The sequence below is a fragment of the Roseivivax sediminis genome, from assembly GCF_900112685.1.
In the GTDB taxonomy this organism is placed as follows: domain Bacteria; phylum Pseudomonadota; class Alphaproteobacteria; order Rhodobacterales; family Rhodobacteraceae; genus Roseivivax; species Roseivivax sediminis.
Genome location: NZ_FOMS01000022.1, coordinates 1 through 25595 on the forward strand (window position 1 = coordinate 1; position 25595 = coordinate 25595).

The 25595-nt window shown below is 67.7% G+C and carries 26 protein-coding genes and 1 riboswitch; of the genes, 16 read left to right on the plus strand and 10 right to left on the minus strand.

Annotated features, from left to right (window positions below):
- The 6 genes from F3H57_RS21300 to F3H57_RS21325 all read right to left on the minus strand — a co-directional run.
- Positions 1-470, minus strand: a 470-nt coding sequence (locus tag F3H57_RS21300) for an acetyl-coenzyme A synthetase N-terminal domain-containing protein (RefSeq protein ID WP_149758831.1), incomplete at its 3' end; no start/stop codon positions are given.
- Positions 471-552: 82 nt separating this feature from the next.
- Positions 553-1308, minus strand: coding sequence for an ABC transporter ATP-binding protein (locus F3H57_RS21305; protein ID WP_149758833.1), 756 nt, complete (start codon positions 1306-1308; stop codon positions 553-555).
- Positions 1309-1338: 30 nt separating this feature from the next.
- A complete protein-coding gene (locus F3H57_RS21310; RefSeq protein ID WP_149758835.1) occupies positions 1339-2094 on the minus strand; it encodes an ABC transporter ATP-binding protein in 756 nt (251 codons plus the stop codon).
- A gap of 12 nt (positions 2095-2106) precedes the next feature.
- Positions 2107-3306 carry a branched-chain amino acid ABC transporter permease gene (locus tag F3H57_RS21315; protein WP_149758837.1) on the minus strand — a complete coding sequence of 400 codons (1200 nt, stop codon included), beginning with the start codon at positions 3304-3306 and terminating at the stop codon, positions 2107-2109.
- Positions 3307-3310: 4 nt separating this feature from the next.
- Complete coding sequence (locus tag F3H57_RS21320) at positions 3311-4342, minus strand: branched-chain amino acid ABC transporter permease (protein ID WP_149758838.1); 1032 nt, start codon at positions 4340-4342, stop codon at positions 3311-3313.
- A gap of 98 nt (positions 4343-4440) precedes the next feature.
- A complete protein-coding gene (locus F3H57_RS21325) occupies positions 4441-5802 on the minus strand; it encodes a substrate-binding protein (RefSeq protein ID WP_149758840.1) in 1362 nt (453 codons plus the stop codon).
- Positions 5803-6025: 223 nt separating this feature from the next.
- Between F3H57_RS21325 and F3H57_RS21330 the strand changes: the two genes are divergently transcribed.
- The 5 genes from F3H57_RS21330 to F3H57_RS21350 all read left to right on the plus strand — a co-directional run bounded on the left by F3H57_RS21330 (position 6026) and on the right by F3H57_RS21350 (position 12029).
- Positions 6026-7315: a helix-turn-helix domain-containing protein gene (locus F3H57_RS21330; RefSeq protein WP_149758842.1), complete on the plus strand. Its 1290-nt coding sequence runs from the start codon at positions 6026-6028 to the stop codon at positions 7313-7315.
- 169 nt (positions 7316-7484) lie between these two features.
- Positions 7485-7856: a response regulator transcription factor gene (locus F3H57_RS21335; protein ID WP_149758844.1), complete on the plus strand. Its 372-nt coding sequence runs from the start codon at positions 7485-7487 to the stop codon at positions 7854-7856.
- Positions 7853-8131, plus strand: a complete 279-nt coding sequence (locus F3H57_RS21340) for a hypothetical protein (protein WP_149758846.1) — start codon at positions 7853-7855, stop codon at positions 8129-8131. The genes F3H57_RS21335 and F3H57_RS21340 overlap by 4 nt, the downstream gene beginning before the upstream one ends.
- Positions 8128-10815 carry an ATP-binding protein gene (locus F3H57_RS21345; protein ID WP_149758848.1) on the plus strand — a complete coding sequence of 896 codons (2688 nt, stop codon included), beginning with the start codon at positions 8128-8130 and terminating at the stop codon, positions 10813-10815. Before F3H57_RS21340 ends, F3H57_RS21345 begins: the two co-directional genes overlap by 4 nt.
- A 71-nt stretch (positions 10816-10886) precedes the next feature.
- Positions 10887-12029, plus strand: coding sequence for a FliM/FliN family flagellar motor switch protein (locus tag F3H57_RS21350; protein ID WP_149758850.1), 1143 nt, complete (start codon positions 10887-10889; stop codon positions 12027-12029).
- On the opposite strand, the gene F3H57_RS21355 is transcribed toward F3H57_RS21350, so the two are convergent.
- Positions 12026-12451, minus strand: coding sequence for a TIGR01244 family sulfur transferase (locus F3H57_RS21355; protein ID WP_149758852.1), 426 nt, complete (start codon positions 12449-12451; stop codon positions 12026-12028). The two genes, F3H57_RS21350 and F3H57_RS21355, sit on opposite strands and share 4 nt — an antisense overlap.
- A gap of 209 nt (positions 12452-12660) precedes the next feature.
- Here F3H57_RS21355 and F3H57_RS21360 point away from each other — a divergent pair, with 209 nt between their 5' ends.
- A complete protein-coding gene (locus F3H57_RS21360; RefSeq protein ID WP_149758854.1) occupies positions 12661-12885 on the plus strand; it encodes a hypothetical protein in 225 nt (74 codons plus the stop codon).
- Between the two features lie 203 nt (positions 12886-13088).
- Here F3H57_RS21360 and F3H57_RS21365 read toward each other — a convergent pair whose 3' ends face one another.
- Positions 13089-13304 carry a hypothetical protein gene (locus tag F3H57_RS21365; protein WP_149758856.1) on the minus strand — a complete coding sequence of 72 codons (216 nt, stop codon included), beginning with the start codon at positions 13302-13304 and terminating at the stop codon, positions 13089-13091.
- 122 nt (positions 13305-13426) lie between these two features.
- On the opposite strand from F3H57_RS21365, the gene F3H57_RS21370 reads away from it, so the two are divergent.
- The 3 genes from F3H57_RS21370 (at position 13427) to F3H57_RS21380 (ending at position 16800) form a co-directional block, all read left to right on the plus strand.
- Positions 13427-13687 carry a DUF2312 domain-containing protein gene (locus F3H57_RS21370; protein WP_149758858.1) on the plus strand — a complete coding sequence of 87 codons (261 nt, stop codon included), beginning with the start codon at positions 13427-13429 and terminating at the stop codon, positions 13685-13687.
- 67 nt (positions 13688-13754) lie between these two features.
- Positions 13755-13929: riboswitch (cobalamin riboswitch) on the plus strand.
- 46 nt (positions 13930-13975) lie between these two features.
- The gene (gene bluB / locus F3H57_RS21375) at positions 13976-14680 is read left to right on the plus strand and encodes a 5,6-dimethylbenzimidazole synthase (protein ID WP_149758860.1); all 705 of its coding nucleotides are present in this window, start codon (positions 13976-13978) and stop codon (positions 14678-14680) included.
- Positions 14681-14763: 83 nt separating this feature from the next.
- The gene (locus F3H57_RS21380) at positions 14764-16800 is read left to right on the plus strand and encodes an ATP-dependent helicase (RefSeq protein ID WP_149758862.1); all 2037 of its coding nucleotides are present in this window, start codon (positions 14764-14766) and stop codon (positions 16798-16800) included.
- 16 nt (positions 16801-16816) lie between these two features.
- On the opposite strand, the gene F3H57_RS21385 is transcribed toward F3H57_RS21380, so the two are convergent.
- Positions 16817-18049, minus strand: a complete 1233-nt coding sequence (locus F3H57_RS21385; protein ID WP_149758864.1) for a urate hydroxylase PuuD — start codon at positions 18047-18049, stop codon at positions 16817-16819.
- A gap of 99 nt (positions 18050-18148) precedes the next feature.
- On the opposite strand from F3H57_RS21385, the gene F3H57_RS21390 reads away from it, so the two are divergent.
- On the plus strand, positions 18149-19072 hold the full coding sequence (locus F3H57_RS21390) for a LysR family transcriptional regulator (protein ID WP_149758867.1): 924 nt from the start codon (positions 18149-18151) through the stop codon (positions 19070-19072).
- Here F3H57_RS21390 and uraH read toward each other — a convergent pair.
- Complete coding sequence (gene uraH, locus F3H57_RS21395) at positions 19069-19422, minus strand: hydroxyisourate hydrolase (RefSeq protein ID WP_149758869.1); 354 nt, start codon at positions 19420-19422, stop codon at positions 19069-19071. The genes F3H57_RS21390 and uraH overlap by 4 nt on opposite strands.
- A gap of 149 nt (positions 19423-19571) precedes the next feature.
- Here uraH and puuE point away from each other — a divergent pair, with 149 nt between their 5' ends.
- The 6 genes from puuE (at position 19572) to F3H57_RS21425 (ending at position 25170) form a co-directional block, all read left to right on the plus strand.
- Positions 19572-20984, plus strand: coding sequence for an allantoinase PuuE (gene puuE / locus F3H57_RS21400; protein ID WP_149758871.1), 1413 nt, complete (start codon positions 19572-19574; stop codon positions 20982-20984).
- A complete protein-coding gene (locus F3H57_RS21405; protein ID WP_149758873.1) occupies positions 20981-21466 on the plus strand; it encodes an ureidoglycolate lyase in 486 nt (161 codons plus the stop codon). Before puuE ends, F3H57_RS21405 begins: the two co-directional genes overlap by 4 nt.
- A gap of 50 nt (positions 21467-21516) precedes the next feature.
- Positions 21517-22941 (plus strand): uracil-xanthine permease family protein, encoded by a 1425-nt coding sequence (locus F3H57_RS21410; protein WP_149758875.1) that lies wholly within the window; start codon positions 21517-21519, stop codon positions 22939-22941.
- Between the two features lie 594 nt (positions 22942-23535).
- Positions 23536-23859, plus strand: coding sequence for a TraR/DksA family transcriptional regulator (locus tag F3H57_RS21415; protein WP_149758877.1), 324 nt, complete (start codon positions 23536-23538; stop codon positions 23857-23859).
- Positions 23860-24015: 156 nt separating this feature from the next.
- On the plus strand, positions 24016-24843 hold the full coding sequence (locus tag F3H57_RS21420; protein ID WP_149758879.1) for a universal stress protein: 828 nt from the start codon (positions 24016-24018) through the stop codon (positions 24841-24843).
- 39 nt (positions 24844-24882) lie between these two features.
- Positions 24883-25170: a hypothetical protein gene (locus F3H57_RS21425; RefSeq protein ID WP_149758881.1), complete on the plus strand. Its 288-nt coding sequence runs from the start codon at positions 24883-24885 to the stop codon at positions 25168-25170.
- Positions 25171-25595: the final 425 nt, after the last annotated feature.

Here is a 25595-nt window from a genome sequence, read left to right on the forward strand (position 1 = left end):
GCGCCGATCCGGGCGCAGGCGAGCATCGCGTAGGCCGCCTCGGGGATCATCGGCAGGTAGATGACGACGCGGTCGCCGCGCCCGACGCCGTGCTCCTTCAGCACGTTGGCCATGCGGCAGGTCTGCTCGTGGAGTTCGCGGTAGCTGATGTGCTGCGCCGCGTCGCCGGGCTCGTCGGGCTCCCAGATGATCGCGGTCTGATCGCCGCGGGTCTCCAGGTGCCGGTCGATGCAGTTGGCGGCGACGTTCAGCGTGCCGTCCTCGAACCACCTGATCGCCACCGAGCCGTGATCGAAGTTCACGTCCTTGATCTTCGACGGCGCCTTGATCCAGTCCAGCCGCTTCGCCTCCTCGGCCCAGAACCCCTCGGGATCCTCCACCGACCGGCGATACATCTCCTCGTAACGCGCCTCGTCAACATGCGCCCGCGACACCGTCGCTGCGCTCGGTTCGTAAACGCCGTCTTTCATGTCGAGCTCCTCCTCTTTGCCGCGAAAACGCGCGGGCGACCCGGGGCGTTCCTGACGGCACCGACCACCGGCCGCGGCGCGGTCAGATCGCGAGGTATTCGGCCCGCAGGTCCGCATCGCCGAGCACCTCGGCCGCGGAACCATCATAGACGATCGTACCGGTGTCGAGAATGATCGCGCGATCGGCCAGTTGCAACGCGCGGACGGCGTTCTGCTCCACCAGGATCGTCGTCATGCCCTGTTCCTTGATATGGCGCAGCGTCTTCTCGATCTCGTCGACGATCACGGGGGCGAGGCCCTCGTAGGGTTCGTCCAGCAGCAGGACCTTGATGTCGCGCGCCAGCGCCCGGGCGATCGACAACATCTGCTGCTCGCCGCCCGAAAGGGTCACGCCCTCCTGCCGGCGGCGCTCGCCGAGCCGAGGGAAAAGCTCGTAGAGACGTTCGAGGGACCAGCCGATCGGCGGCTGGATCTGCGCAAGTTGCAGGTTCTCCTCCACCGTCAGGCCGGGGATGATGCGCCGGTCCTCGGGCACAAGGCCGAGGCCCGCCTGCGCGGCCTCGTAGCTCTTCATCCGGTGCAGCGGCTGGTGGTCGAGCCAGATCTCGCCCTTCATCACCTGCGGGTTGTCGAGCCGCGCGATGGAACGCAGCGTCGTCGTCTTGCCGGCGCCGTTGCGGCCCAGAAGGGCGAGGATCTCGCCCTCGTGGACGTTGAAGCTGACGCCCTGAACGATGAAGCTTTCACCGTAATAGGAGTGCATGTCCCAGACCGAGAGGAAGGCCGGAGCGGTTTCCGCCTGGTTGGCGTGTCTGGAGAAATCGGGTTTGACGTTCATCGGCTCGTCCTTTCGTCGCGCGGGGGCGCCCTACGCGGCTTCGCCCAGATAGGCTTCCTTGACCTTCGGATGGCCCTTGATGTTCTCGGGCACGTCCTCGACCAGCGGGGTCCCCTGCGCCAGCACGGTGATCCGGTCGGCGAGGGAGAACACGACATGCATGTCGTGTTCGATGATGCACATGGTGATGTCGCGCTTGTTCTTGATCGTCTTCAGAAGCTCGATCGTGTTGTTGGTGTCGGCGCGCGCCATGCCTGCGGTGGGCTCGTCCAGCAGCAGGAGTTTCGGGCGCTGGATCAGGCACATCGCCATCTCCAGCCGCCGCTTGTCCCCGCGCGAGAGAGAGCCGGCGTGAAGCTCGCGCTTGTCGAGCATGTCGACCTCGTCCAGCATCTTCTCGGCCTCGCCGATCAGGCCGCGTTCCTGCGTGACACCTTCGAAGGCGTGCATCCGGAAGGCGCCGTCGCGCTTGGCGAAGAGCGGGATCATCATGTTCTCGAACACCGAGAGGTCGCCGAAGATCTCCGGCGTCTGGAACACGCGGGAGATACCCATCTGGTTGATCTCGTAGGGTTTGCGTCCAAGCACGCTCCGACCCGCGAACATCACCGAGCCGGTGTCGGGGATGAGTTTTCCGACGAGGCAGTTGAGCAGCGTCGACTTGCCCGCGCCGTTCGGCCCGATGATCGCGTGGACACTGTTCTCTGCCACGCTGAGGTTCACGTCGCCGAGCGCCTGCAGCCCGCCGAAGCGCTTGTTCACGTCCTTGACGTCGAGGAGTCCCATGACGTGCGCTCCTTATTCCGCTGGGGTTTGCTGGGCCGCGCGTTCTTCGCTGCCGCGCTTGCGGCGGAAAAGGCGCCCGATGCGCTGGCCGCCCTCGACGAGGCCGCCGGGCAAGAAAATGACGACGAGCATGAACATCAGGCCGAGCGTCAGATGCCAGCCCTTTCCGACGAAGGGGTGGATGATCGCGACCACCGCGTTCTCCAGCCCGTCGGGCAGGAAGGCGAACCAGCCGTGCAGGACGTTGTCGTTGAGCTTGGAGAAGATGTTCTCGAAGTACTTGATGAAGCCGGCGCCGAGGACCGGCCCGATCAGCGTGCCGGCGCCGCCGAGGATGGTCATCAGGACGACCTCTCCCGACGCGGTCCACTGCATCCGTTCGGCGCCCGCGAGCGGGTCCATGGAGGCGAGAAGGCCGCCGGCGAGGCCGGCATACATGCCGGAGATCACGAAGGCGGCGAGCGTGTAGGGCCGGGCGTTGAGGCCGGTATAGTAGAGCCGCTGCTGGTTCGACTTCACCGCCCGTAGCATCATTCCGAAGGGTGAGCGGAAGATGCGGATCGACAGGTAGAAGGCGGCGAGCATGATTGCGGCGCACAGGTAGTAACCGGCGGAGAACTGGAACTGCCACGGCCCGAGGTTGAGAATCTCCGTCGCCCGCATCTCCAGCCCGAAAAGGTGGGTGACGGGGATGGAGCCGTCCGCGGTGGCCGAGACGCCGAGGATGCGCGGATCGTCGAGCGCGATCTGCAGCCCGGTCTCGCCGTTGGTGATCGGAGTGAGGACCGAGTAGGCGAGCGCGAAGGACATTTGCGCGAAGGCGAGCGTGAGGATCGCGAAGTAGATTCCCGACCGGCGCAGCGAGATGAAGCCGATGAGCAGCGCGAAGAGCCCGGCGACGATCACCGACAGGATGATCGCGGGGATTACGTTCATCGTCAGCAGCTTGAACATCCAGACTGCGGCGTAGGAGCCGACACCGAGGAAGGCGGCGTGTCCGAAGGACAGGTAGCCGGTGAGCCCGAAGAGGATGTTGAATCCGATGGCGAAGATGCCGAAGATCACGAAGCGCTGCATCAGGTCGGGATAGCCGGCGTTGAACTGCGCCAGCGAGCTGTCCGAGGGGAACGGGTTGAGCAGGAAGGGCGCGAGCAGGGTCAGCGCCGCGACCGCCGCGAGCAGGCCGAGATCTTTCTTTCCGAGACCGAGCATTGATTTATTCCTCCATCACGCCCTTGCGGCCCATGAGCCCGCGGGGGCGCACCAGCAGCACGACGATGGCGACGACATAGATGATGATCTGATTGATCCCGGGAATGAGGTTGATGACCTGCGTCATCGACGCGAAACTCTCCAGGATGCCCAGCAGGAAGCCCGCGAGCACCGCGCCGGGCAGGGAGCCCATGCCGCCCACGACCACCACGACGAAGGACAGGACGAGGAAGTCCATCCCCATGTGGTAGTTGGGCGAATTGATCGGCGCGTACATGACCCCGGCGAGGCCCGCGACAGCCGCGGCGATGCCGAACATGATCGTGAAGCGCTTGTCGATATTGATGCCGAGAAGGCCCACGGTTTCGCGGTCGGCCATCCCGGCGCGCACGACCATGCCGAAGGTGGTGAATTGCAGGAACGAGAAGACCGCGCCGATCACCAGCGCCGCGAAGGCGAAGTAGACCAGCCGCCAGTACGGGTAGATGATGACGTTGGGATCAAAGCCCAGCAGGACCCCGAAATCGAACGACCCGGTCAGCGCATCGGGCGCCGGGGTCGGGATCGGGTTCGCGCCGTAGAAGTACTTCACGATCTCCTGCAGAACGATGGCGAGACCGAAAGTCACAAGGATCTGGTCGGCATGCGGGCGCTTGTAGAAATGCTTGATCAGCCCCCGCTCCATCACGAAGCCGATCAGGAGCATGACCGGGATCGAGAACAGGATCGCCAGAGGTACCGACCATTCTATGATGCCCGCGCCGACGCTTTCCCCGAACCAGGCGTGGACATAGGGCGTCTCCACCTCCATCGGGTTGCCGAGGAAGTCGGTGCGGCTGTCGTCGATGGTCACGTAGCTTGCCGACAGGATGCGCTGCAGCGTGACCGCGCAGAAGGCACCGATCATGAACAGCGCCCCGTGCGCGAAGTTGACCACGCCGAGCGTGCCGAAGATGAGTGTGAGGCCCAGCGCGATCAGCGCGTAGGCCGAGCCCTTGTCGAGCCCGTTCAAGGTCTGAAGGATGAGTGCGTCCATGCCCGGCCCCTGCGTGAGTGGCCGCAGGGTGCGCGGCGGCACCCTGCGATACGGTTGATGCGAGAAGAGGAGGCGCGCGCCGGCGCCTCCGGCCCGGCTCAGGCGCCCGCGTTGCAGGATCCCAGGGAGCCGCCCGAGAACATCGGGTGATCGGGCTCGTAGGTGACCTGCTCGACCGGGGTCGCCTCGACGATCTCCACGAGGTCGAACTCGTCCTCGGGGTTCTCCTTGCCCCGCACCACGACCACGTCCTTGAAGCACTGGTGGTCGGCCGCGCGGTAGAGCGTCGGGCCGTTGCCGAGGCCGTCGAACTCGAAATCCTCGAGCGCTTCGGCAATCGCGCAGGGGTTGAACGATCCCGCGCGCGTCACCGCGTCGGCATACAGCAGCGTCTGCGCGTAGCAGGTGTGCGCCGCCTGGCTCGGCGGGAAGCCGTATTTCTTGCCGAAGGACTGCACGAAGGCGTTGGTGCCCTTGTAGCGCTCGCCCAGCTGGTTCTCGATCTTCCAGTCCCAGTTCTGCGAGCCGGGGATGCCGGCGATGTTCTCGCCCGCGCCGCGCGCCATCAGCTCCGAATAGAGCGGCACGACGATCTGGAAATCCTTACCGTTGGCCTGCGCCTCGCGCAGACCGAACTGCACGGCGTTGGTGAGCGAGTTCACCATGTTGCCGCCGTAGTGGTTCAGCACCAGAACGTCGGCGCCCGATTGCAGCACCGGCGCGATGTAGGACGAGAAATCGGTCTGCGCGAGCGGGGTGAGCACGTTCTCCACCGTCTCCCAGCCGAGCGCCTCGGTGGCGGACTGGATGGATTCCTGCTGGCTCCAGCCCCAGGTGTAGTCGGCGGTCAGGTGATAGGCCTTGCGGTCGGTGCCGTAGAGCCCCTCGAGCACCGGGCCGAGCGCCGCGGCCGACATGTAGGCGTTGAAGAAGTGGCGGAAGCCGTTGGCCTTCTTGTCCTTGCCGGTGGTGTCGTTGGAATGCGTCAGGCCCGACATGAAGATCACGCCGGCCTCCTGGCAGAGGCCCTGCACGGCGATCGCGACACCCGAGGAGGAGCCGCCCGAGATCATCACCGCGCCGTCCTTCTCGATCATCGAGCGGGCCGAGGCGCGGGCGGCGTCGGATTTCGTTTGCGTGTCACCGGTGACGTACTCGACCTTCTTGCCGAGAATGCCTGACCCGTCGAGGTTCTGCTCGGAGAAGGTCTGCATCATGCCGCCGTCGCCGCCGCCGTTCAGATGCTCGACGGCCAGCTCGAAGGCGCGCAGCTCGTCGGCGCCCTCGTCGGCATAGGGGCCGGTCTGGGGGACGTTGAAACCCAGCGTCACGGTGTCTCCGGTGGGGGCGTTGGTGAAACCGCTCTCCTGGGCGCGCAGATAGGTCGGCAGCGCGAGACCGGCGCCCGCGAGCGCACTGGTCCTGAGCACGCCGCGGCGTGTCACATGGCGTTTGGTCATGTAATCCTCCCTAAGGGTATCTTGTCGGCCGCGGGCTCCTCTTCCGCTGCGGCCGCAGGCACGTGATCCGTGCAAACACACTATGCGGGGGTGGCGGAAAACCGCGCAACAATGCGCTTGCCCCAAAGGCTTTTTCTGTAAACTTATGCACAGAGAGGGTGATCGAATTGTAAACTAATTATTCGGCGCTGCAGAAAGGCGCTGAGATGACAGGGGATTCGCGATGGCTCGGGACACGCTGACCGGCAGCCGCATCCGCGAGCGGCGCATAATGGCCGGGATGAAACAGGCCGAACTCGCGCGTAAGGCGAGCATCTCGGCCTCCTATCTCAACCTGATCGAGCACAATCGCAGGAGAATCGGCGGAAAGCTGCTGCTCGACATCGCGCAGATCCTCGACGTCGAGCCGGCGATCCTCACCGAGGGGGCCGAGGCGACGCTGATCGCCGGGCTGCGCGAGGCCGCCGCCCATGCGCGCGACTCGGGCGCGGAGATCGAACGCATCGACGAATTCGCCGGCCGCTTTCCCGGCTGGGCCGACCTTCTGGCCGAAAGTCACCGCCGCATCGGCGCGCTGGAGCGCATGGTGGAGACGTTGTCGGACCGGCTCACCCACGATCCCCACCTCGCCGAGGCGCTGCACGAGATGCTCTCCACCGTGACGGCGATCAAGTCCTCTGCCGCGATCCTGGCCGAGCCCGGAGAGATCCCGCCCGACTGGCAGCGCCGGTTTCACCGCAACATCCACGAGGACAGCGCCCGGCTGGCGGAGACCTCGCGCATGCTGGTCGGCTATCTCGACGCCGCCGAGGACGCGTCCGCCGAAACCGCCGCGCCGCAGGAGGAGGTCGACGCCATTCTGGCAAGCGCCGGGTACCGCTTTGCCGCGCTGGAATCCGGTACGGCCGATCCTGCGGCGCTGGCGCGCGCGCTCGGCGCGGAGGCGTCCGGCACCGCCCGCGAGATGCTCTCCGCCGTCCTGGGCCGGTATGCCGAAGATGCGCGCCGCGTACCGATGCCCGCGCTGCAGGAGGCACTGGCGGAGACCGGGCCCGAGCCCTTCGTGATCGCCGAGCGGCTGGGTACCGATGCGGCGCAGATCATGCGGCGGCTCGCCGCGCTGCCGGCGGAGGTCGCGCCGCCCATGGGGCTGGCGATCTGCGACGGGGCAGGGGCCCTGACCTACCGCAAGCCGCTGCCGGATTTCGCGCTGCCGCGCTTCGGAGCGGGCTGTCCGCTCTGGCCGCTCTATCATGCGTTGACGCGGCCGATGATGCCGCTGTCCGCGCCGCTGGCCCAGCCGGGGCGCGAACGCGGGCGTTTCGTCGCCCATGCCGTCGCCGTGCCGCGCGGCCCGCTCGTGCCGGGGGCGCCGCCGCTGTTCGAGGCGCATATGCTGATCGTACCTGCGGCGCCCGGCGCGGCGGAATCGCTGCCGGTCGGGGTGACTTGCCGGATCTGCCCGCGCGAGCGTTGCGCCGGACGGAGGGAGCCGTCGATCATCGCCCGCTAGAGGCGGACCAGGCGCCGTGTGCCGGCACTGACGCCTTGTTTTGACAGGCCCCGTGCGATTGACCATAACTTGATCGGCAGGGCACGGCGGCGGGGGAGGCCACCGGGCCCCGCGGCGCCCTCCGAGCCCGGGGTGCGATGTGCCGTTTGCCAGGGGAGGAGTGCCGTGCATGACGAGAGAGATCCTGCTGATCGAAGATGAGCGCAACATCATCGAGGCGATCAGCTTCATCCTGTCGCGCGACGGCTGGACCGTCCGGACGCACTCGAACGGTACAGACGCGGCCGAGAAAGTGCGCAGCCTGCGCCCCGACGTGGTCATTCTGGACGTGATGCTGCCGGGGCGGTCGGGGTACGACATCCTGCGCGAGTTGCGCGGCGAGCCGGCCTTCGCCGATCTGCCGATCCTGATGCTGACGGCGCGCGGCCAGGCCCGCGACCGCGAGATGGCTGAATCGGCGGGCGTCAGTGCCTACATGACCAAACCCTTCTCCAACAGCGAGATGCTCGACGCGGTCCGCGCGCTCGCCCCGGTGCCATGACCGAGGGCCGCCCGCCGCTGGTCTTCCTCGAACGGCGCAGCTACCGCCAGCGCCGCGTGCGCGATGCCGCGCGGCTCCTTCCGGTCCTCGGGCTTTTCGCCTGGGGGGTGCCGCTTTTGTGGCCGCGCGGCGAGGCGGCACCGGGCACGGCGTCCGCGCTCGTCTATGTCTTCGCGGTCTGGCTCGGGCTCGTCGTCGCCGGCGCCTTGCTGTCGTTCCTCTTGTCCCGCGGGGATGTCGATGACGCCCGCGAGGGCGGAGGAGATGCGCCTTGACCACGCTCAACGCGCTCGTTGCTGTGTGCCTGTCCTATGTCTTCTTCCTGTTCGTCGTGGCCTTCGTCGCCGAACGCCGGGCCGCGGCCGGCCGGATCCGCTGGCTGCGCTCGCCCATCGTCTACACGCTGTCGCTGTCGATCTACTGCACCGCCTGGACCTTTTATGGCGCCGTCGGCTCGGCGGTGCGAAACGGGTTGGAATACGTCGCCATCTATGTCGGACCGAGCCTCGTCATGCTCGGCTGGTTCTGGGTGGTGCGCAAGCTCGTTCGCATCGGCCGCTCGCAACGCGTCACCTCCATCGCCGATCTCGTCTCGGCCCGCTACGGCAAGTCCAACACGCTCGCCGTCTTCGTCACCATCCTCGCGGTCGCCGGCGTTACCCCCTACATCGCGCTCCAGCTGCAATCGGTGACGCTCAGCTTCGAAGTCTTCGGCGCCGACCTGGCGGGCGGACGGTTCGACCGGCCCCACACCGCGACGGCCCTATGGGTGGCGGTGGGCCTCGCGCTTTTCACGGTGATCTTCGGCACCCGCAACCTCGACGCCAACGAACGCCATCACGGCGTGGTCATGGCCATCGCGGTGGAGGCGGTGGTCAAACTGGTCGCGCTCCTGTCGGTCGGCGTCTTCGTCGTATGGGGGCTCTCGGGCGGCGTGACGGAGACGCTGGCGCGCATCGACGCTTCCGAGCTCGGCACCTGGAACGTGGCCGGCGGGCGCTGGGCCGGCATCACCTTCCTGTCTGCGGCGGCGTTCCTGTGCCTGCCGCGGATCTTCCAGGTGCTGGTGGTGGAGGCGGCGGACGAATCGCACCTGCGCACCGCCAGCTGGGCGTTTCCGGCCTATCTCATGCTCATGTCGCTCTTCGTTGTTCCCATCGCTGTGGTCGGGCTCGACCTTCTTCCAGCGGGGTCCAACCCGGACCTCTTCGTGCTGACCGTGCCCCTCAGCCAGGGGCAGGAGGGGCTGGCGGTCCTGTCCTTCCTCGGCGGCTTCTCTTCGGCCACGTCGATGGTGATCGTGGCCGCCATCGCCCTGTCGACCATGGTGTCCAACCACATCGTAATGCCGATCTGGCTGCGCCTGACCGGTGGGGGGGCGAGCGTGTCGGGCGACGTGCGCCACATCGTCCTGACCGCGCGGCGGCTGTCGATCGCCGGCGTCGTGATGCTGGGCTATCTCTACTACGCCTTCTCGGGCGGCGGCGCCGCGCTCGCCACGATCGGGCTCGTCGCCTTCGCCGGCATGGCGCAGGTGCTGCCGGCGATGCTTGGCGGTATATTCTGGCGCGGTGCGACCCGCACCGGCGCCCTTGCCGGCCTCTCGGTCGGCTTCGCGCTCTGGCTCTACACGCTCTTTCTGCCGTCGCTCGGCCCCGGCGTCCTTCCTGTCGCGATGCTGGACGAAGGACCGCTCGGCCTGGCATTTCTGCGCCCCCAGGCGCTTTTCGGGATCGACGGACTCGACCCGCTCCTGCATGCGATCTTCTGGTCGATGTCGCTCAATGCCGGGGCCTTCTTCGTCGGCTCGGTGCTGAGCTTTCCGACCCCGCTCGAACGGCTGCAGGGGGCACAGTTCGTCAACGTTTTCCAGCATTCGCCCGGCCCGCGCAGTTGGGCGGGCCGAGTCGCGCAGACCGAGGACCTGATGGTCATGGCGCAGCGCATCCTCGGCGCGACCGAGGCAATGGCGCTGTTTCGCCGCGAGGCGCGCGCCCAGGGCGCCCGTGGCGATCTGCCCGAGCCGACGCCGCAATTCCTCGAACGGCTGGAGCGGGAGCTGGCCGGTTCGGTGGGCGCGGCCACGGCGCACGCGATGATCGGCCAGATCGTCGGCGGTATGTCCGTGTCGGTGGAGGACCTGATGGCCGTCGCCGACGAAAGCGCCCAACTCATGGAATACTCCGCCCGGCTCGAGGCGCAGTCGACCGAGCTTTCGCGCACCGCGCGGCAGTTGCGCGACGCCAATCTCAAGCTCACCCGCCTGTCTGTGCAGAAGGACGCCTTTCTCAGCCAGATCAGCCATGAGCTGCGCACGCCGATGACCTCAATCCGCGCCTTCTCGGAGATCCTGCGCGACAGCGGCCGGTTGGACGCCGGGGAACGGATGCGTTTCGCGTCCATCATCCATGACGAGGCGGTGCGGCTGACCCGGCTCCTGGACGATCTGCTCGACCTCAGTGTGCTGGAGAACGGCAAGGTCAGCCTCGATATCCGCGCGGCCAGACTGTCGGAGGTGATCGACCGCGCCGTGGCCGCCGCCGATGCCGGGGCTGAGGACGGCGCGCTGACGATCCGCCGTGACCGCAGCGACGAGGATGTGACCATCGTCACCGACCTCGACCGGCTGGCCCAAGTCTTCATCAACCTCGTGTCGAATGCGCGGAAATACTGTGAGGCCTCCGCGCCGGCACTGACCATCCGGGTGCTCACGGAGTCTGACCGTGTGCTCGTCGACTTCATCGACAACGGGGAGGGCATCGGCCCCGAGGCGCGCGACACGATCTTCGAGAAATTCAGCCGCGTGGCCGAGCAAAAGGCGGGCGGCGCGGGGCTGGGGCTCGCCATCTGCCGGCAGATCATGGCGCGGCTCGGCGGAGACATTTCCTACCTGCCGGGGCAGGGCGGGGCCGCCTTCCGGGTCGAGATCGCCGAGGCCAGCGCAATGGCCGCGCAATGACCGCGTCGCAAGTGATTGGTAACCTTATCGGGGCATAACCGGGGCGAGCAGGACCCACGGATCTATTTGGCATGACCGACAGCGCTGCACAGAAGGTGCTCAGCCGCAAGGCGCAAGCCGCGCGCCGCGCGATCGAGGCGCAGGGCATGTCGGTGGAGAAGGCTCTGCGCCGCGCGCTTGCCCGCACGGCCGAAGAATCTTGGAATCTCGCGCTGATCGCGCGCAACGCCCGCCTCTCTGCCGCCGATCAGGACGACACTACCGCGCGGCTTCAGGAAGGGGACCTGATCCTCCTGCTCGACGGGTCGGAGGGCGCGCTGGGCTTCGCCACCCTCGATCGCCAGGCCGTGACCGCGCTGGTTGAGGTGCAGACCCTCGGCATCGTCACGGACATGCCGCTCGACGATCGCCGCCTCACCCCCACCGACGCCGCCATCGCGGCGCCGCTGGTCGAAGGGGCTCTGGGCCGGCTTACGGGCTACCTCGCGCAGGACCCGGTCGGCGCGCAGGTCGACGGTTTCCGCTTCGGCGCGATGGTCGAGAACGCGCGCATCGCCGCGAACCTCCTCGCCGCGCCGCGCTACCGTGTGCTGGAGGCCGACATCGACCTCGGCGGCGGCCTGCGCCAGGGGCGGATCGTGCTGGCGCTGCCGGACCGCAAGGTCATCCCCACCGCACCGGAGGGGGAAGAAGACGCGCCGCCGCGCCATGCCGACCTGATGATGACGTTGCCCGCTCAGATCGATGCCGTGCTCTGCCGCCTGCGTCTTCCCTTCGCCGAGGCGCAGAAGCTCGAACCCGGCGCGCTGCTGCCGTTGCCGGCGGGCGTGCTCGACCATGCGGAACTCGTGGCGGGCAACGGGCACCGCGTGACCGGCGGACGCCTCGGCCAGGTGAACGGGCAGCGGGCGATCCGCGTGACCGAGGCCACCGGCGCGCGGCCCGCCGGCACCGATCCCGCCCCGTTTCAGGCCGGCGGGGCGATGGACGAGGACGAGGGCCACATGACCGAAGCGCCGGAAGTCGATGCCGAGGCTGCGCCGTTTTCGCTCGAACTGCCGTCCGAGACCGGCGTCGAGGAAGACGACTTGCCCGAGCTGCCACCGCTCGATTTCGACATGGCGGAGATCGGCGGCGCAGAAGACGACGATGACGATTTCCCGTCTTTCGCATCCGCGATGGACGGGCTCGACCTGCCGGACGGAACGGACTAGCCGCGGTGCAGCGCCTCGAGCGTCGGGCGCAGGCCCTGCAGATCGTATCCGGCTTCTGCCGCGGTAGCGAGGATCGTGTCCGGGTCCTGCTGCGGCGCCTGAGACAGGGCCCAGATCACCGTGCAGCGGGTGCCCGAGGCGCAATAGGCCAGCACCGGACCGTCGCTTGCCTCTACCAGCGCGGCCTGCCGCGCGACATTCTCGGGCGTCATGGTCTGGTGCGTCAGCGGATGCACCTCGAAGGCGAGTCCGGCCGCCTCTGCCGCGGCGCCGATCGCCGCGGCCTGGTGCGACGGCGGCACCTCCGCGTCGGGGCGGTTGCAGATGACCGCGGAATACCCGGCTTCCTTCAACGCGGCGACATCCTCGGCCGAGATCTGCGGCGAGACGTGATAGCGGGCGGTTACCTGACGGATATCCATGGCGCATGCCTACTCCGGCGCCCGTCCGCTGTCGAGGCCCACCGAATGAGCAATTGGCGGTCAAGAACCGCCATCCGCTATACCCGGCCCTTGTCTGAGGCTTTCCGAAAACGCATTTTGGGAATGCAGCACGCGCAACTCGACCGACGCGTGTCGCAATTGCTTGCCGGGCGTGCACCGCCCGGACCGCCTTGGGAGGGGCTGCGGACATGGCACAGCGAAAATTGCATCGAACCGACCTCGAAGCGCATGTCGACGCGCTCGGCCAGGCGCTGATCGACACCGATCCGCGCACGCGCCGGGACATGCTGGCGCGGCTCGACCGCACCGTGGTCGAAGGATTGCGCCCACGCGCCGTCCCCGATCAGTCGGAGCCGCGCTCCGACGAGAGCGAAGACCCGGTGGAGAGCCGCTTCGACAACCTGCCCGTCTGAGCAATACAGCCGGCCCGCCGTGAGACGCGCCTGCTCCGAGACGCGTCGTGCGGGCCGGGCCTGCGCCTTGCCGCCCCGGTCATGGATCGGGGGGTGCCCTTGGATCAGCCGTTCCGCGCGCGAAGGGTGGTGCGCTAATGGCTTGTCACCTGACCGGGCATCATCACACGAAGCGGGTACTCGCCGCGCTGAACGGCGGCCCGTCAGCCCAGGAAGATCCCCAGGATCACCATCATCAGCCCGATCACCGACAGGAACAGCGCCCCCATGTTGAGCGGCACGACGCGGCGCATGACCGCGCGCAGATCCTCGTCGGCAAGCTTGGCCCGGCGCGCGCGCTGCACGCGGATGATGCACCAGACAAGGCCGGCGAGCCCCAGCGCCGACACCAGCGTGCCGCCCCAGATCAGGATGTCCATGCCGCGCCTCCCTCGGGCCAAAGATCGCATCGGCGGTAATCCATCGCCTCTGCGCCGGCAACCCCTTGATGGCGGCGCGCGTGCCGGGCTATCGGAGGCGCCTGAGTGGCAAGGGACATCACATGCAGGACAGTGCACCCACGGACAATTACGGCGTCGCCGCCGGAGAACTGCGCCAGTTCATCGAGCGGTTCGAACGGCTGGAGTCCGAGAAGAAGGACATCGCCGAGCAGCAGAAAGAGGTGATGGCAGAGGCCAAGGCCCGCGGCTACGACACCAAGGTGATGCGCAAGGTGATCGCCCTGCGCAAGCGCGAACCCGACGACATCGCCGAGGAAGAGGCGGTGCTGGAGATGTACAAGGCCGCGCTCGGCATGTCGTGATCGCCCGGGCCGGGCGGGCGGCGGCGACGCCGCGTCCGCCCATGGCTTGAACGCAAGTCGGCACTGCCGCATGCTCGCTCCGTCAGGTGCCCTCCGGGGAGAATCGGGAAGCCGGTGGAAATCCGGCGCGGGCCCGCCGCTGTGAGGGGGACTGGCCGGACAAGCGCCACTGGGAGGCCCCGGGAAGGCGTCCGGCCGGGACGAACCCGAGCCAGAAGACCGGCCTGATGACGAACGAGGGCGTGCGCCTGGACCCCGCGCGCCCGTTGTCATCCGCGGAGCCCTCTCATGTCCGACACACCCCCCGCGCCGCAGCCGGCGCGCCGTTTCTCCCCGCAGGAGCGTCAGGCCCTGTACGACGTCATCGCCGCGCGCCGCGACGTGCGGAACGAGTTCGAGCCGACCCCGATCGACCCGAAGGCCCTTCGGCGCGTGCTGGCGGCAGCCCATGCCGCGCCCTCGGTCGGCTTCATGCAGCCTTGGAATTTCATCCTCGTGCGCGACGAAGGCGTCCGGCGCTCCGTGCACGCTGCCTTCGAGGCCGCGAACGAAGAAGCCCGTGCGATGTTCTCGGACGACAAGCAGGCCGACTACGCCGCGCTGAAGCTCGAAGGCATCCTGCGCGCGCCCCTCAACATCGCCGTTACCTGCGACCGCACCCGGGGCGGCCGTGTCGTGCTGGGCCGGACGCACAACCGTGACATGGACCTCTATTCCACGGTTTGCGCGGTGCAGAACCTGTGGCTTGCCGCGCGGGCCGAGGGGATCGGCGTCGGCTGGGTGTCGATCTTCCGCCCGGACGACCTCGCGCGCATCCTGAAGGTGCCGGACCACGTGGAGATCGTCGCCTATCTCTGCGTCGGGCATGTCTCCGAGCTTTTCAAGAAGCCGGAACTGGCCGCGCGCGGCTGGCGCGATCGGATCGACCTCGACTCGCTCATCATGGAGGACGGTTGGACCGGTCCGGCGGCGGCGCCAGAAGAAGACGGCTGAGGCGCCAGCGGGTCTGCCCGAATGTTCCCAATCTGTTCATGTCTTGTTAAAGTGCCCCCAACCAAGAAAACGCGGGGCAGGGCATGGAACGCGCGAGCTATCTCGACAAGCTGAACGACAACCAGCGCGCGGCGGTCACCTTCGGTACGGGCGAGCCGCCGGGCCCGCTGCTGGTGATCGCCGGGGCGGGGTCGGGCAAGACCAGCACGCTGGCGCACCGGGTCGCGCATCTGGTGGTGAACGGCGCGGATCCGCGGCGCATCCTGCTGATGACCTTCTCGCGCCGCGCCGCGAGCGAACTGACGCGGCGGGTGGAGCGCATCACTGCGGCGGCGCTCGGCACCGGGATCGCGGCCGAAGCGCTGCTCTGGGCCGGCACGTTCCACGGCATCGGCGCCCGGATCCTGCGAGACAATGCCGCCGCCATCGGCCTCGACCCCGATTTCTCGATCCACGACCGGGAGGACAGCGCCGACCTGATGAACCTCTGCCGCCACGGGCTCGGCCTGTCGCAGACGGCGTCGCGCTTCCCGGCAAAGTCCACGTGCCTCGCGATCTATTCGCGCAAGATCAACTCCGAGGCGCCGCTAGGCGATGTGCTGCGCGACCATTTCCCGTGGTGCGCCCAGTGGGAAACCGAGTTGAAGCGGCTCTTCGGGGCTTACGTGGAGGCCAAGCAGGCGCAGAACGTACTCGATTACGACGACCTTCTGCTGGCCTGGGCGCAGGTGATGGCCGACCCGGGATTTGCCGCGCATGTGGGCGGCGCGTGGGATCACGTCCTGATCGACGAATACCAGGACACCAACCGGCTGCAGGCGCGCATTCTGATGGCGCTGAAACCGGACGGACGTGGGCTGACCGTGGTCGGCGACGATGCGCAGTCGATCTACGCCTTTCGCGCCGCGACCGTGCGCAACATCCTCGACTTTCCCGGCAGCTTCGCGCCGCCGGCGGATGTCATCACGCTGGACCGCAACTACCGCTCCACCCAGCCGATCCTGGCGGCGGCGAACGCGGTAATCGGCGCGGCGCGGGAGCGCTTCACCAAGGATCTGTGGACCGAGCGCGCCTCGGCCGAGAGGCCGCAGCTCGTCACCTACGCGACCGAGGCCGACCAGGCGCGCCACGTCGTCGACCGGGTGCTGGAGGACCGCGAGACCGGTACGACTCTGAAAGAGCAGGCGGTGCTGTTCCGCACGTCGAGTCATTCGGCACAGCTCGAGGCGGAGCTCACGCGCCGGAACGTGCCCTACGTGAAGTTCGGGGGGCTGAAATTCCTCGACAGCGCCCATGTGAAGGACCTGCTGGCGATGCTGCGGCTCGGGCGCAATCCGCGCGACCGCGTGGCGGGCTTCCGGGTGCTGCAACTCATCCCCGGGGTGGGGCCGAAGGCGGCGGGGCACGTCCTCGATGCGCTCGACCTCGCGCCGGACCCGCGCGCGGCGTTGCGCGACGTGGCCCCGCCGCCGCGGTCCGGGTCCGACTGGCCGGCCTTCGTGGCGGCGATGACAACGGATGCCCCCTGGCCCGCCGCGCTGGACAAGGCGCGCGACTGGTACGACCCGCATCTGGCACGCCTCCACGAGGATTCGGAGGCGCGGCGCGGCGATCTCGACCAGCTGGCGCAGATCGCCGGGGGGTACGCGTCGGCCGAAAAATTCCTGACCGATCTCACGCTCGATCCGCCGGATGCCACGAGCGACCAGGCGGGCGTGCCGCTGAAGGACGAGGATTACCTGATCCTGTCGACGATCCATTCCGCGAAAGGGCAGGAATGGCGGTCGGTTCATGTGCTGAACTGCGTTGACGGATGTCTGCCCTCGGATCTCGGCACCGGCACGACTGACGAGGTGGAGGAGGAGCGTCGGCTCCTTTACGTGGCGATGACGCGGGCGAAGGACCGCCTGTCGCTCGGCGTGCCGCAGCGGTTCTATGTCACCCACCAGTCGCGCAACGGCGACCGGCACATCTACTCGCTGCGCACGCGGTTCATCCCTGCGGGCATCCTCGACCGCTTCGAGGTCACCCATTGGTCGCCGGCACGTGTGGGGGAGGTGCCGCGCCCCGCGCCGGCGCCGATCGACATCGCCGCGCAGATGCGGGACATGTGGGCATAGTCGGAGCAGCGCGGGCTTACCGGCCGGTTGCGCTCTGGTACCAGGCGACGATCTCGGCGCGGGCGGCCTCGTCCATCTGGATCGCGTTCGGCGGCGGCATGGCATGGCTGCGGCCGGCCTGCAGGTAGATTGCCTGCGCGTGGCGGGCAACGTCGGCCTCGGTCTCGAGGAGAACGTTCTTGGGGGCCCAGCGAATGCCGTCCCACGACGGCTCCCGCGCGTGGCACATGGAGCAGTTGCCGATCACCGCGTAATAGGCGTCCTCGAACCCCTCGGCGCTGGCGAAGCGGGTCTCGTGCGACGTCATCTCGCGCGCCTGCGCCTCCTCAAAGGTCTCGGTCCCGGGCGCCGTCGACAGCCACGCGATCGTCACCATGATCAGCACCGTCGCGGCCCAGGTCCAGTGCGGGCCCTTTCCGGTGGCGTGCAGGGTGTTGAAGTAGTGGCGGATCGTCACCCCGGTCAGGAAGATCAGCGCCGCGATGATCCAGGCGTATTCGGTGGCGAAGGCCAGCGGGTAGTGGTTCGACAGCATCAGGAAGACGACCGGCAGCGTCAGGTAGTTGTTGTGGGTCGAGCGCAGCTTGGCGATCTTGCCGTATTTCGCATCGGGCGTCCGCCCGGCCTTGAGGTCGGCGACGACGATGCGCTGGTTCGGCATGATCTGGAAGAACACGTTGGCCGTCATGATCGTCGCGGTGAACGCACCAAGGTGCAGAAGCGCCGCGCGCCCCGTGAAGATCTGGTGATATCCCCATGACATCGCGACGAGAATCGCGAACAGGAGCAGCATCAGAACCGTTGGCGTCTCGCCCAGCTTCGACTTGCACATCTGGTCGTAGGCGAGCCAGCCGAGGGTGAGAGAGCCGCCCGAGATCAAAATGCCCTGCCAGAGCGAAAGGTCCGCTTTGGTGGGGTCGAGCAAGTAGAGCTCCCCGCTCACCCAGTAGAGGATCATCAGGAGCGCCGCACCCGACAGCCAGGTCGTGTAGCTCTGCCATTTATGCCAGGTCAGGTGTTCGGGCATGCGCGCCGGGGCGACCATGTACTTGACGGTGTGGTAGAATCCGCCGCCGTGGACCTCCCATTCCTCGCCGTGGGCGCCGTCGGGCAGGTCGGGGTTGGGCCGCAGCATCAGGTCGAGGGCGATGAAGTAGAACGACGCGCCGATCCACGCCATCGCCGTGATGACGTGCAGCCAGCGGACCGAGAACGCGATCCAGTCCCAGATGATTGCCAGATCGTACATGGCGGGCCTCCCAAGGTTCTGTCTCGGCGCAGACTATCCCATGCGTCTTTATTCTGGTATTTCAGACGCGAGCCAAGCAGCATCAAAAATTTCCGAAGAATGTCCTATCTCGACAACGTCCGCACCTTCGTCCGCGTCTACGAATTGGGCAGCATGTCCGCCGCCGGGCGGGACCTTCGGATCTCTCCGGCGGTGACCTCGGCGCGGATCTCGCAGCTCGAGGATCACCTGGGCGTGCGGCTCTTTCAACGTACGACACGCAGCCTGACCGCGACGGAGCAGGGCAGCGCCTTCTATCGCGGTGCGATGGACATCCTGGAAGCGGTGGAAAGCGCCGAGGCGCAGATCGTCAGCATCACCGAGAACCCCAAGGGGTCGCTCTATGTCGCGGCGCCGCTGGGGGTGGGGCGGCGGCTGATCGCGCCGCAGGTGCCCGCGTTCCTGGCCGAGTATCCCGAGGTGAGCGTGCGGCTGCGCCTGACGGATCGCAAGGTCGACATCACGACGGAGGGGCTGGATCTGGCGTTCTTCCTCGGCCAGCCGGAGGACAGCAACCTGCGCATCCGCAAGATCGCGGACGTGCCGCGGGTTCTGTGTGCCGCGCCCGCCTACATCGCGGCGCGGGGGATGCCGAAGGACGGGGCGGCGCTTCTATCGGAGGCGCACGAATGCCTCAACCTGCGCTTCCCCGGCGCGACGGAGTTCCAGTGGCGCCTGATCACCGAAGAAGGCCCGAAGCGGTTCCGCGTCTCGGGGCGCTACGAATCCGACGATGGCGACGTGCTGACCGACTGGGCGCTCGGCGGGCACGGCATCGCGCTGAAACCCGTCTTCGAGATCGCGGAGCATCTGCGCTCGGGCGCGCTGGTGCCGGTCGCTCTGGGCACGCCGCCCGAGCCGATCCAGATGGCGTGCCTCTTCACCCACCGCCGCCGGCAGGACCCCAAGACGCGCCTGTTCATGGAATTCGTGATCGACCGGATCGGCGATGCGGTGCGCGACGCGGACCCGAGGGACGATTAGCTGCCCCGGTAGGTCGAGTACCCGAACGGCGACAGCAGCAGCGGCACGTGGTAGTGCGACGGCTCCGACATGCCGAAGCGGATCGGGACCACGTCGAGGAAGCGCGGATCCTCCGCCGGCGTGCCGCTCGCATCGAGATAGGCGCCCGCGTGAAAGACCAGTTCGTAGACACCTGTGCGGAATTCCGCGGCAGGCAGGATCTGTTCGTCGGTCCGGCCGTCCGCATTGGTCGATAGGGACTTGAGCCGCGTGCGGGTTTCGCCCTCGATACGATAAAGGTCGATCTTCAGCCCAGCGGCCGGGCAACCCCGCGCGGTGTCGAGAACATGGGTCGTCAAATATCCGGACATGGCGATGCCTCCTCGATCCTGCTCCCGTTTTCTAAGCGGCAAAGCGCGGGCACGCAAAGCGCGAGGGACAAGAGGCTGCTTTCTGGTATTTTTGATAATCACTCGGTATTTTTCGGTTTATGCAAGGGTCAAACCGGAGGACCGACATTATGACACGCTATCCGCGAGACATGAGGGGCCACGGCGCCACCCCGCCGGCGGCCAACTGGCCCGGCGGTGCGAAGATCGCCGTTCAGATCGTGCTGAACTACGAAGAGGGTGGCGAGAACAACATCCTCCACGGCGATCCTGCGTCCGAGGCCTTCCTGTCCGAGATCACCGGCGCCCAGCCCTGGCCGGGCCAGCGTCACTGGAACATGGAGACGATCTACGAATACGGCGCGCGCGCCGGGTTCTGGCGCGTGCATCGCCTCCTGTCGGACGTGCCGATCACCGTCTACGGCGTCGCCACCGCGCTCGTCCGTGGGCCCGAACAGCTCGCCGCTATGCAGGCCTCGGGCTGGGAGATCGCCAGCCACGGCCTGAAGTGGATCGAGCACAAGGACATGGACCCCGAGGAGGAGCGCGCGCAGATCCGCGAGGCGATCCGCCTGCATACCGAGGTGACCGGCGCGCCGCCGCGCGGCTGGTACACCGGGCGCTGTTCCATGAACACCGTGGACCTGGCCGCCGAAGAGGGTGATTTCGCCTATATCGCGGACAGTTACGCGGACGATCTGCCGTACTGGACCCGCGCAGGCGGAAAGGACCAGCTGATCGTGCCCTACACGATGGATTGCAACGACATGCGCTTCGCGATCCAGGCCGGTTTCACCACCGGCGACCAGTTCGAAAGCTACCTCAAGGACAGCTTCGACATGCTGTATGAAGAGGGTGAGGCCGGGGCGCCGAAGATGCTGTCGATTGGCCTCCATTGCCGCCTGATCGGCCGGCCGGGCCGGGCGATGGCGCTGAAGCGCGTGCTCGACCATATGCGCGCCCATGACGGCGTCTGGTTCGCCACGCGCGAGCAGATCGCCGACCATTGGGCGCGGGAGCATCCCGCGCGGGCAGAGGTCCGCCCGTCGGAGATGGACCGCGCCGCCTTCGTCGAGGCGTTCGGCGGCATCTTCGAGCACAGCCCGTGGATCGCAGAGGGTGCGCATGCACTGGAACTCGGGCCCGCCCACGACAGCGCGGCGGGCGTCCACAATGCGCTGGCGCGCGTGTTCCGGTCGGCGGATGCGGACCGCCGGCTCGGCGTGCTGACGGCGCACCCGGACCTTGCCGGCAAGCTCGCCGCGGCCGAGCGGCTGACGGCCGAATCGACGGCCGAGCAATCGTCCGCCGGGCTCGACGCGCTGACCGATGCCGAGCGCACAACCTTCACGGAGCTGAACGACGCCTATACCGAGAAATTCGGCTTCCCGTTCATCATCGCCGTGCGCGACCACGACAAGGCCTCGATCATGCAGGCCTTCCGCGACCGGCTGGACAACGACCGCGACGCCGAGTTCGCGGAGGCCTGCCGCCAGGTGGAGCGGATCGCGGAGCTGCGCCTTCGCGACAAGCTGGGCGCATGAGCCGGGAGGTTCGCATCCAGCCGCTGACGGCAGAGGCCTTCGCGCCCTTCGGTGACGTGATCGAGGCGTCGGGTACGCCCGACAAGATGATCAACCAGGGACTCTGCGGGCGGCATGACGATCTCGCGCGGCTCGACTTCGACGGTGGGCGCGCAGGGATCAGCGTCTTCGACGGTGCCCCGCGCACGCTGCCCCTCACGCTCGACATGGTCGAACGGCACCCGGAAGGCAGCCAGGCCTTCCTGCCGATGAGCGCGGAGCCCTTCCTCGTCATCGTTGCGCCGGACAACGGCGGCGTGCCGGTCAGGCCGCTCGCCTTTCGCACCGCGCCGGGGCAGGGCGTCAACTACCACCGCGGGGTCTGGCACGGCGTGCTGACCCCGCTCTCCTCTCCCGGGCTCTTTGCGGTCGTGGACCGTATCGGCCCGGGCGCGAACCTCGAAGAGCACTGGTTCGACACACCGTATCAGGTGGTCGAGTGACGCACGCGCCGGAGGAGGAGCCGGCGCGTGCCCATAAGGGAGGACGAACCATGACCGCTTCATCCACAGGGACGCCGGAGCAGCTCCGCGATCCGGACTATACCCCGCCCATCGCGCAGGCGGTGCCGCTGGGAATCCAGCACGTGCTGGCGATGTTCGTGTCGAACGTCACGCCGGCAATCATCGTTTGCGGGGCGGCGGGCTTCGGCTTCGGCTCGGGCAGCCCGGACTTCCCCGAGATGATCTACATGATCCAGATGTCGATGTTCTTCGCCGGTATCGGGACGCTCTTCCAGTCGATCGGTGTCGGCCCGGTGGGCGCGCGCCTGCCCATCGTGCAGGGCACCAGCTTTGCCTTCATCCCGATCATGATCCCGCTCGTCTCCGGCAAGGGCGTCGACGCCATCGCGGTGCTGATGGGCGGCGTTTTCGCGGGCGGGCTGTTCCACGCCTTTCTCGGCCTCTTCATCGGCAAGATCCGTTTCGCGCTGCCGCCGCTGGTCACCGGGCTCGTGGTGACGATGATCGGCCTCGCGCTCGTCCAGGTGGGGGTGCAATACGCCGCGGGCGGTGTGCCGGCGGCGGACACGCCGGAATACGGCTCGGCGCTCAACTGGTCGATGGCCTTCGTGGTGATCCTCGTGACGCTGGGTCTGAAGTTCTTCGCGCACGGCATGCTGTCGCTGTCGGCGGTGCTGCTGGGGCTGCTGGCGGGCTATGTCTATGCCTTCGCGATGGGGCAGGTGGACTTCGGCAATGTCGGCAGCGCCGCGGTCTTCGCGCTGCCCGATCCGCTGCATTTCGGGCTGGAATTCTCGGTCGCCGCGGTCCTCGGTTTTGCGCTGATGTCCTTCGTCTCGGCGGTGGAGACGGTGGGCGATGTCTCGGGCATTACCAAAGGCGGCGCGAACCGCGAGGCCACCGACCGCGAGATCGAGGGCGCGACCTATGCCGACGGTGTCGGTACCGCGATCTCGGGCCTCTTCGGCGCGCTGCCGAACACGTCGTTCAGCCAGAATGTCGGCCTCATCGCCATGACCGGGGTAATGAGCCGCGGCGTGGTCACCATCGGCGCGCTCTTCCTGATCGCCTGCGGGCTGGTGCCGAAGATCGGCGCGGTGATCTCCTCGGTGCCGATCGAGGTGCTGGGCGGCGGCGTCATCGTGATGTTCGGCATGGTGGTCGCCGCCGGTGTGTCGATGCTGTCGGACGTGCACTGGAACCGGCGCAACATGGTGATCTTCGCCATCGCGCTGTCGCTGGGCCTCGGCCTGCAACTGGAGCCGGAGGCGCTGCAATACCTGCCGGGGACGATGCAGGTGCTGGCGACCTCGGGGATCCTGCCGGCGGCGCTCATCGCCATCGTGCTGAACCTCGCGCTGCCCGAGGAACTGACCGACGAGTCGACCGAGGAAGTGTCCGGCGGCATGTCCGGCCACGGGCGCGGGTCGCTGTCGCGCGAGGATACCGCCTGAGGGATCGCCCGCCTGGCGACCGGTGGGGCGGCGCCGCGCGCCGTCCCGTATTGCGTCGCCGGGAAAGCCGGACGCAAAGGACCCGAGCGGTCCCTTTCGCAGCCGCTCGACGGTGGCAGGCCAAACCGTCAGGGCTGCCGCATATACTTGTCCGGTGCCCGGGCCAACGATATGCTGGTGGAGGGCCTGCGCAACGGCAAACAGCCAGTCGCCCCGTTCCGGCCACCGAATCCCTCATGCTCATCCGTCTCCAGGTACAAGTCCTCGGCCACTGCATGGGTTCGGCAAACTCGCTCGGCCGGTCGTGCCTGCGGGAATGGTCGGGATGCGACAGGGGGCGACATCGTGCCCGCACCGCGTCTACAGAAAGCGCATCTTCGCTTGCGTAAGCCGACCGCTCGTCCGGACCGGTCGCCGGAGCGACGCTTGGTCGGCCTCCGTGACAAAGAGCGGCAGGTCGATGTCTTGCAGCGAGATGAGTCCGTTGGCGCGTCCCGCCACGGCCCGGTTGATCTGCGTCAATGAGTGGCGCCGCGGTTTGCCTCAATCTGCGCGAGGATCACCACATCCCCCGATCGTGAAAGGAGCGCGATAATGACGCAGATCGAAAAGACCCAGGCCGAGCAGATCCTGCTGCGCCGGCGCGCCGAACTGGTCGCCCGGCTCGAACGGATCGAGGTCGACCTCGATCAGCCGCTGCCGCGCGATTCCGAGGAGCAGGCGATCGAGCTGGAGGACGACGAGGTGCTCGAGGACCTGGGCAACGCCGGCCGGCGCGAGCTGCGGGCGGTGGATGCCGCGCTGGCGCGCGTCGCCGAGGGCAGCTACGGCATCTGCGCCAAGTGCGGGGACGCGATTTCGCCGGCCCGGCTGGAGGCGATCCCGACGGCCGCGCTCTGCCGGAACTGCGCGAGCTGAACCGCGCGTCACCGCGACGTGCCGAGGGATCGGTGCGCGCAATCCCGGCGGGCCACCGCGCACGCCGGCATCCCGCCCGGAAGCGCTTTATCGATATCAATGCGGGCGAGGCGCCATCGGGACCAGGCTTCGTCAACCGCATCGGAGGTATCTGACATGTCCCTTGAAACTCTCGCTGCCGTCTTCACGACGATAGATCCGCCGGACGCGCTGGCCCGAGAGGCGGCTGTCCTCGCGCGCCGCCGCGACGCGCATCTTCTCGGCATGGCGGTGACCGCCGATCCGCATGCCTATCCGGCCTTCGGCACTTACATGGCGGCCGAGCTCATGGCGGAGATCAGTCGCAAGCAGACCCGCGACGCCGAAGCGATCCGTGAGGTCTTCGAGGCTGCCGTGCGCGCCGAGGATGTGCGCGGGGAGTGGCGCACGCTGAGCAGCGGGGCGCAGACCGTCGCCGAGCGTATCCTCGAGTCCGGGCGCGGGGCGGACATGCTTGTGATGGCCCGGCCCGAACCGGACGTGCCGTACCGTGACGATATCACCGAGCAGGTGATCCGCGGGCTGGGACATCCCGTGCTCATGCTGCCGCCGGGGGCTTCTCTGGCCGAGCTGGACGGCAGCGCCGTGATCGGATGGAGCCAGACCCGCGAGGCCGCGCGTGCCGCGTTCGACGCCCTTCTGCTGCTGGAGCCGGGGGCGGAGGTGACGCTTCTGAATGTCGGCACGCGCCAGAACCAGGCCGAGGGGCCGATGAACGATGTGGCTGCGGGGCTCGCCCGGCACGGCATGTCGGTCACCGTGACACATCGCGATCCGGGCGCCGAGAGCGCGGCGACCGTGATCCGGCGCGTCGCCGAGGAGACCGGCGCCGCCTTCATCGCCACCGGCGCCTTCGGTCATTCGCGGGCCTACGACTTCGTCATCGGCGCGGTGACGCGGGCGCTGCTTGCGGACAGCACGCTGCCGGTGATGTTCTCGAAGTAGGCCCGCGCGGTCGACAAGAGCAAGGAAAGGGAAGACCCCATGCCGTACAGGGTCAAGCGTCTTTACCTGCAAGCCTATCGCCGATGGCTGGAGGCGGATGCCGCGTGGCATGCCACCCTCCGGGAGGCCGGAATCCTGGTACCCGCCGCCCGGGAGCGCATGGCCTGGACCATCGGTCACGGCGGCTCTCCCGTGCGGCGCGCCTACGAGGCGCGCGCGCGGGCCATCGAGGGCCTGTACCGAGCCCGGGGAATCTACCTCGCGACGGCACGCGCCGCGCGCCGGCGCCGGAGGGTCGTGCTCTTGCAGCTGCCGTATCCCCGCTGAGCGTGTCCCGCCAGCCCTGCGCTGCCTTCTCCGAACCGGTGACAAGTGGCGAGGGCGCTTACGGGGGTACCGCTGGTTGGGCCGGTCATCCGCGACCATTGACCATCCCGAAAGGTCTCCGGGGGGCTGTGTCACAGACTGGCGATTTCATAGCACTTTCGGGCGTGATGCACGTCCGCTGCCGAGACACACCAGCGCGAACACGGCACGAGGATGAAGACAGGCGGCGTTCATCGCATGTCGCGCGTTACCATCCGCCGCGAGACCGAAGTACGGCGCCGAGATAGGGGCGAGTCTCAGGGCCGCTCCGGACTTCGTGGCCGCGGCCATGACCGACCGGAACAACGCCACCGCCGAGGTGCCCATGTCGAGACCGCAGAAGACGCGCGAGAGGGTTGCCTTCCGCCGATCAGGACGAACGTTGC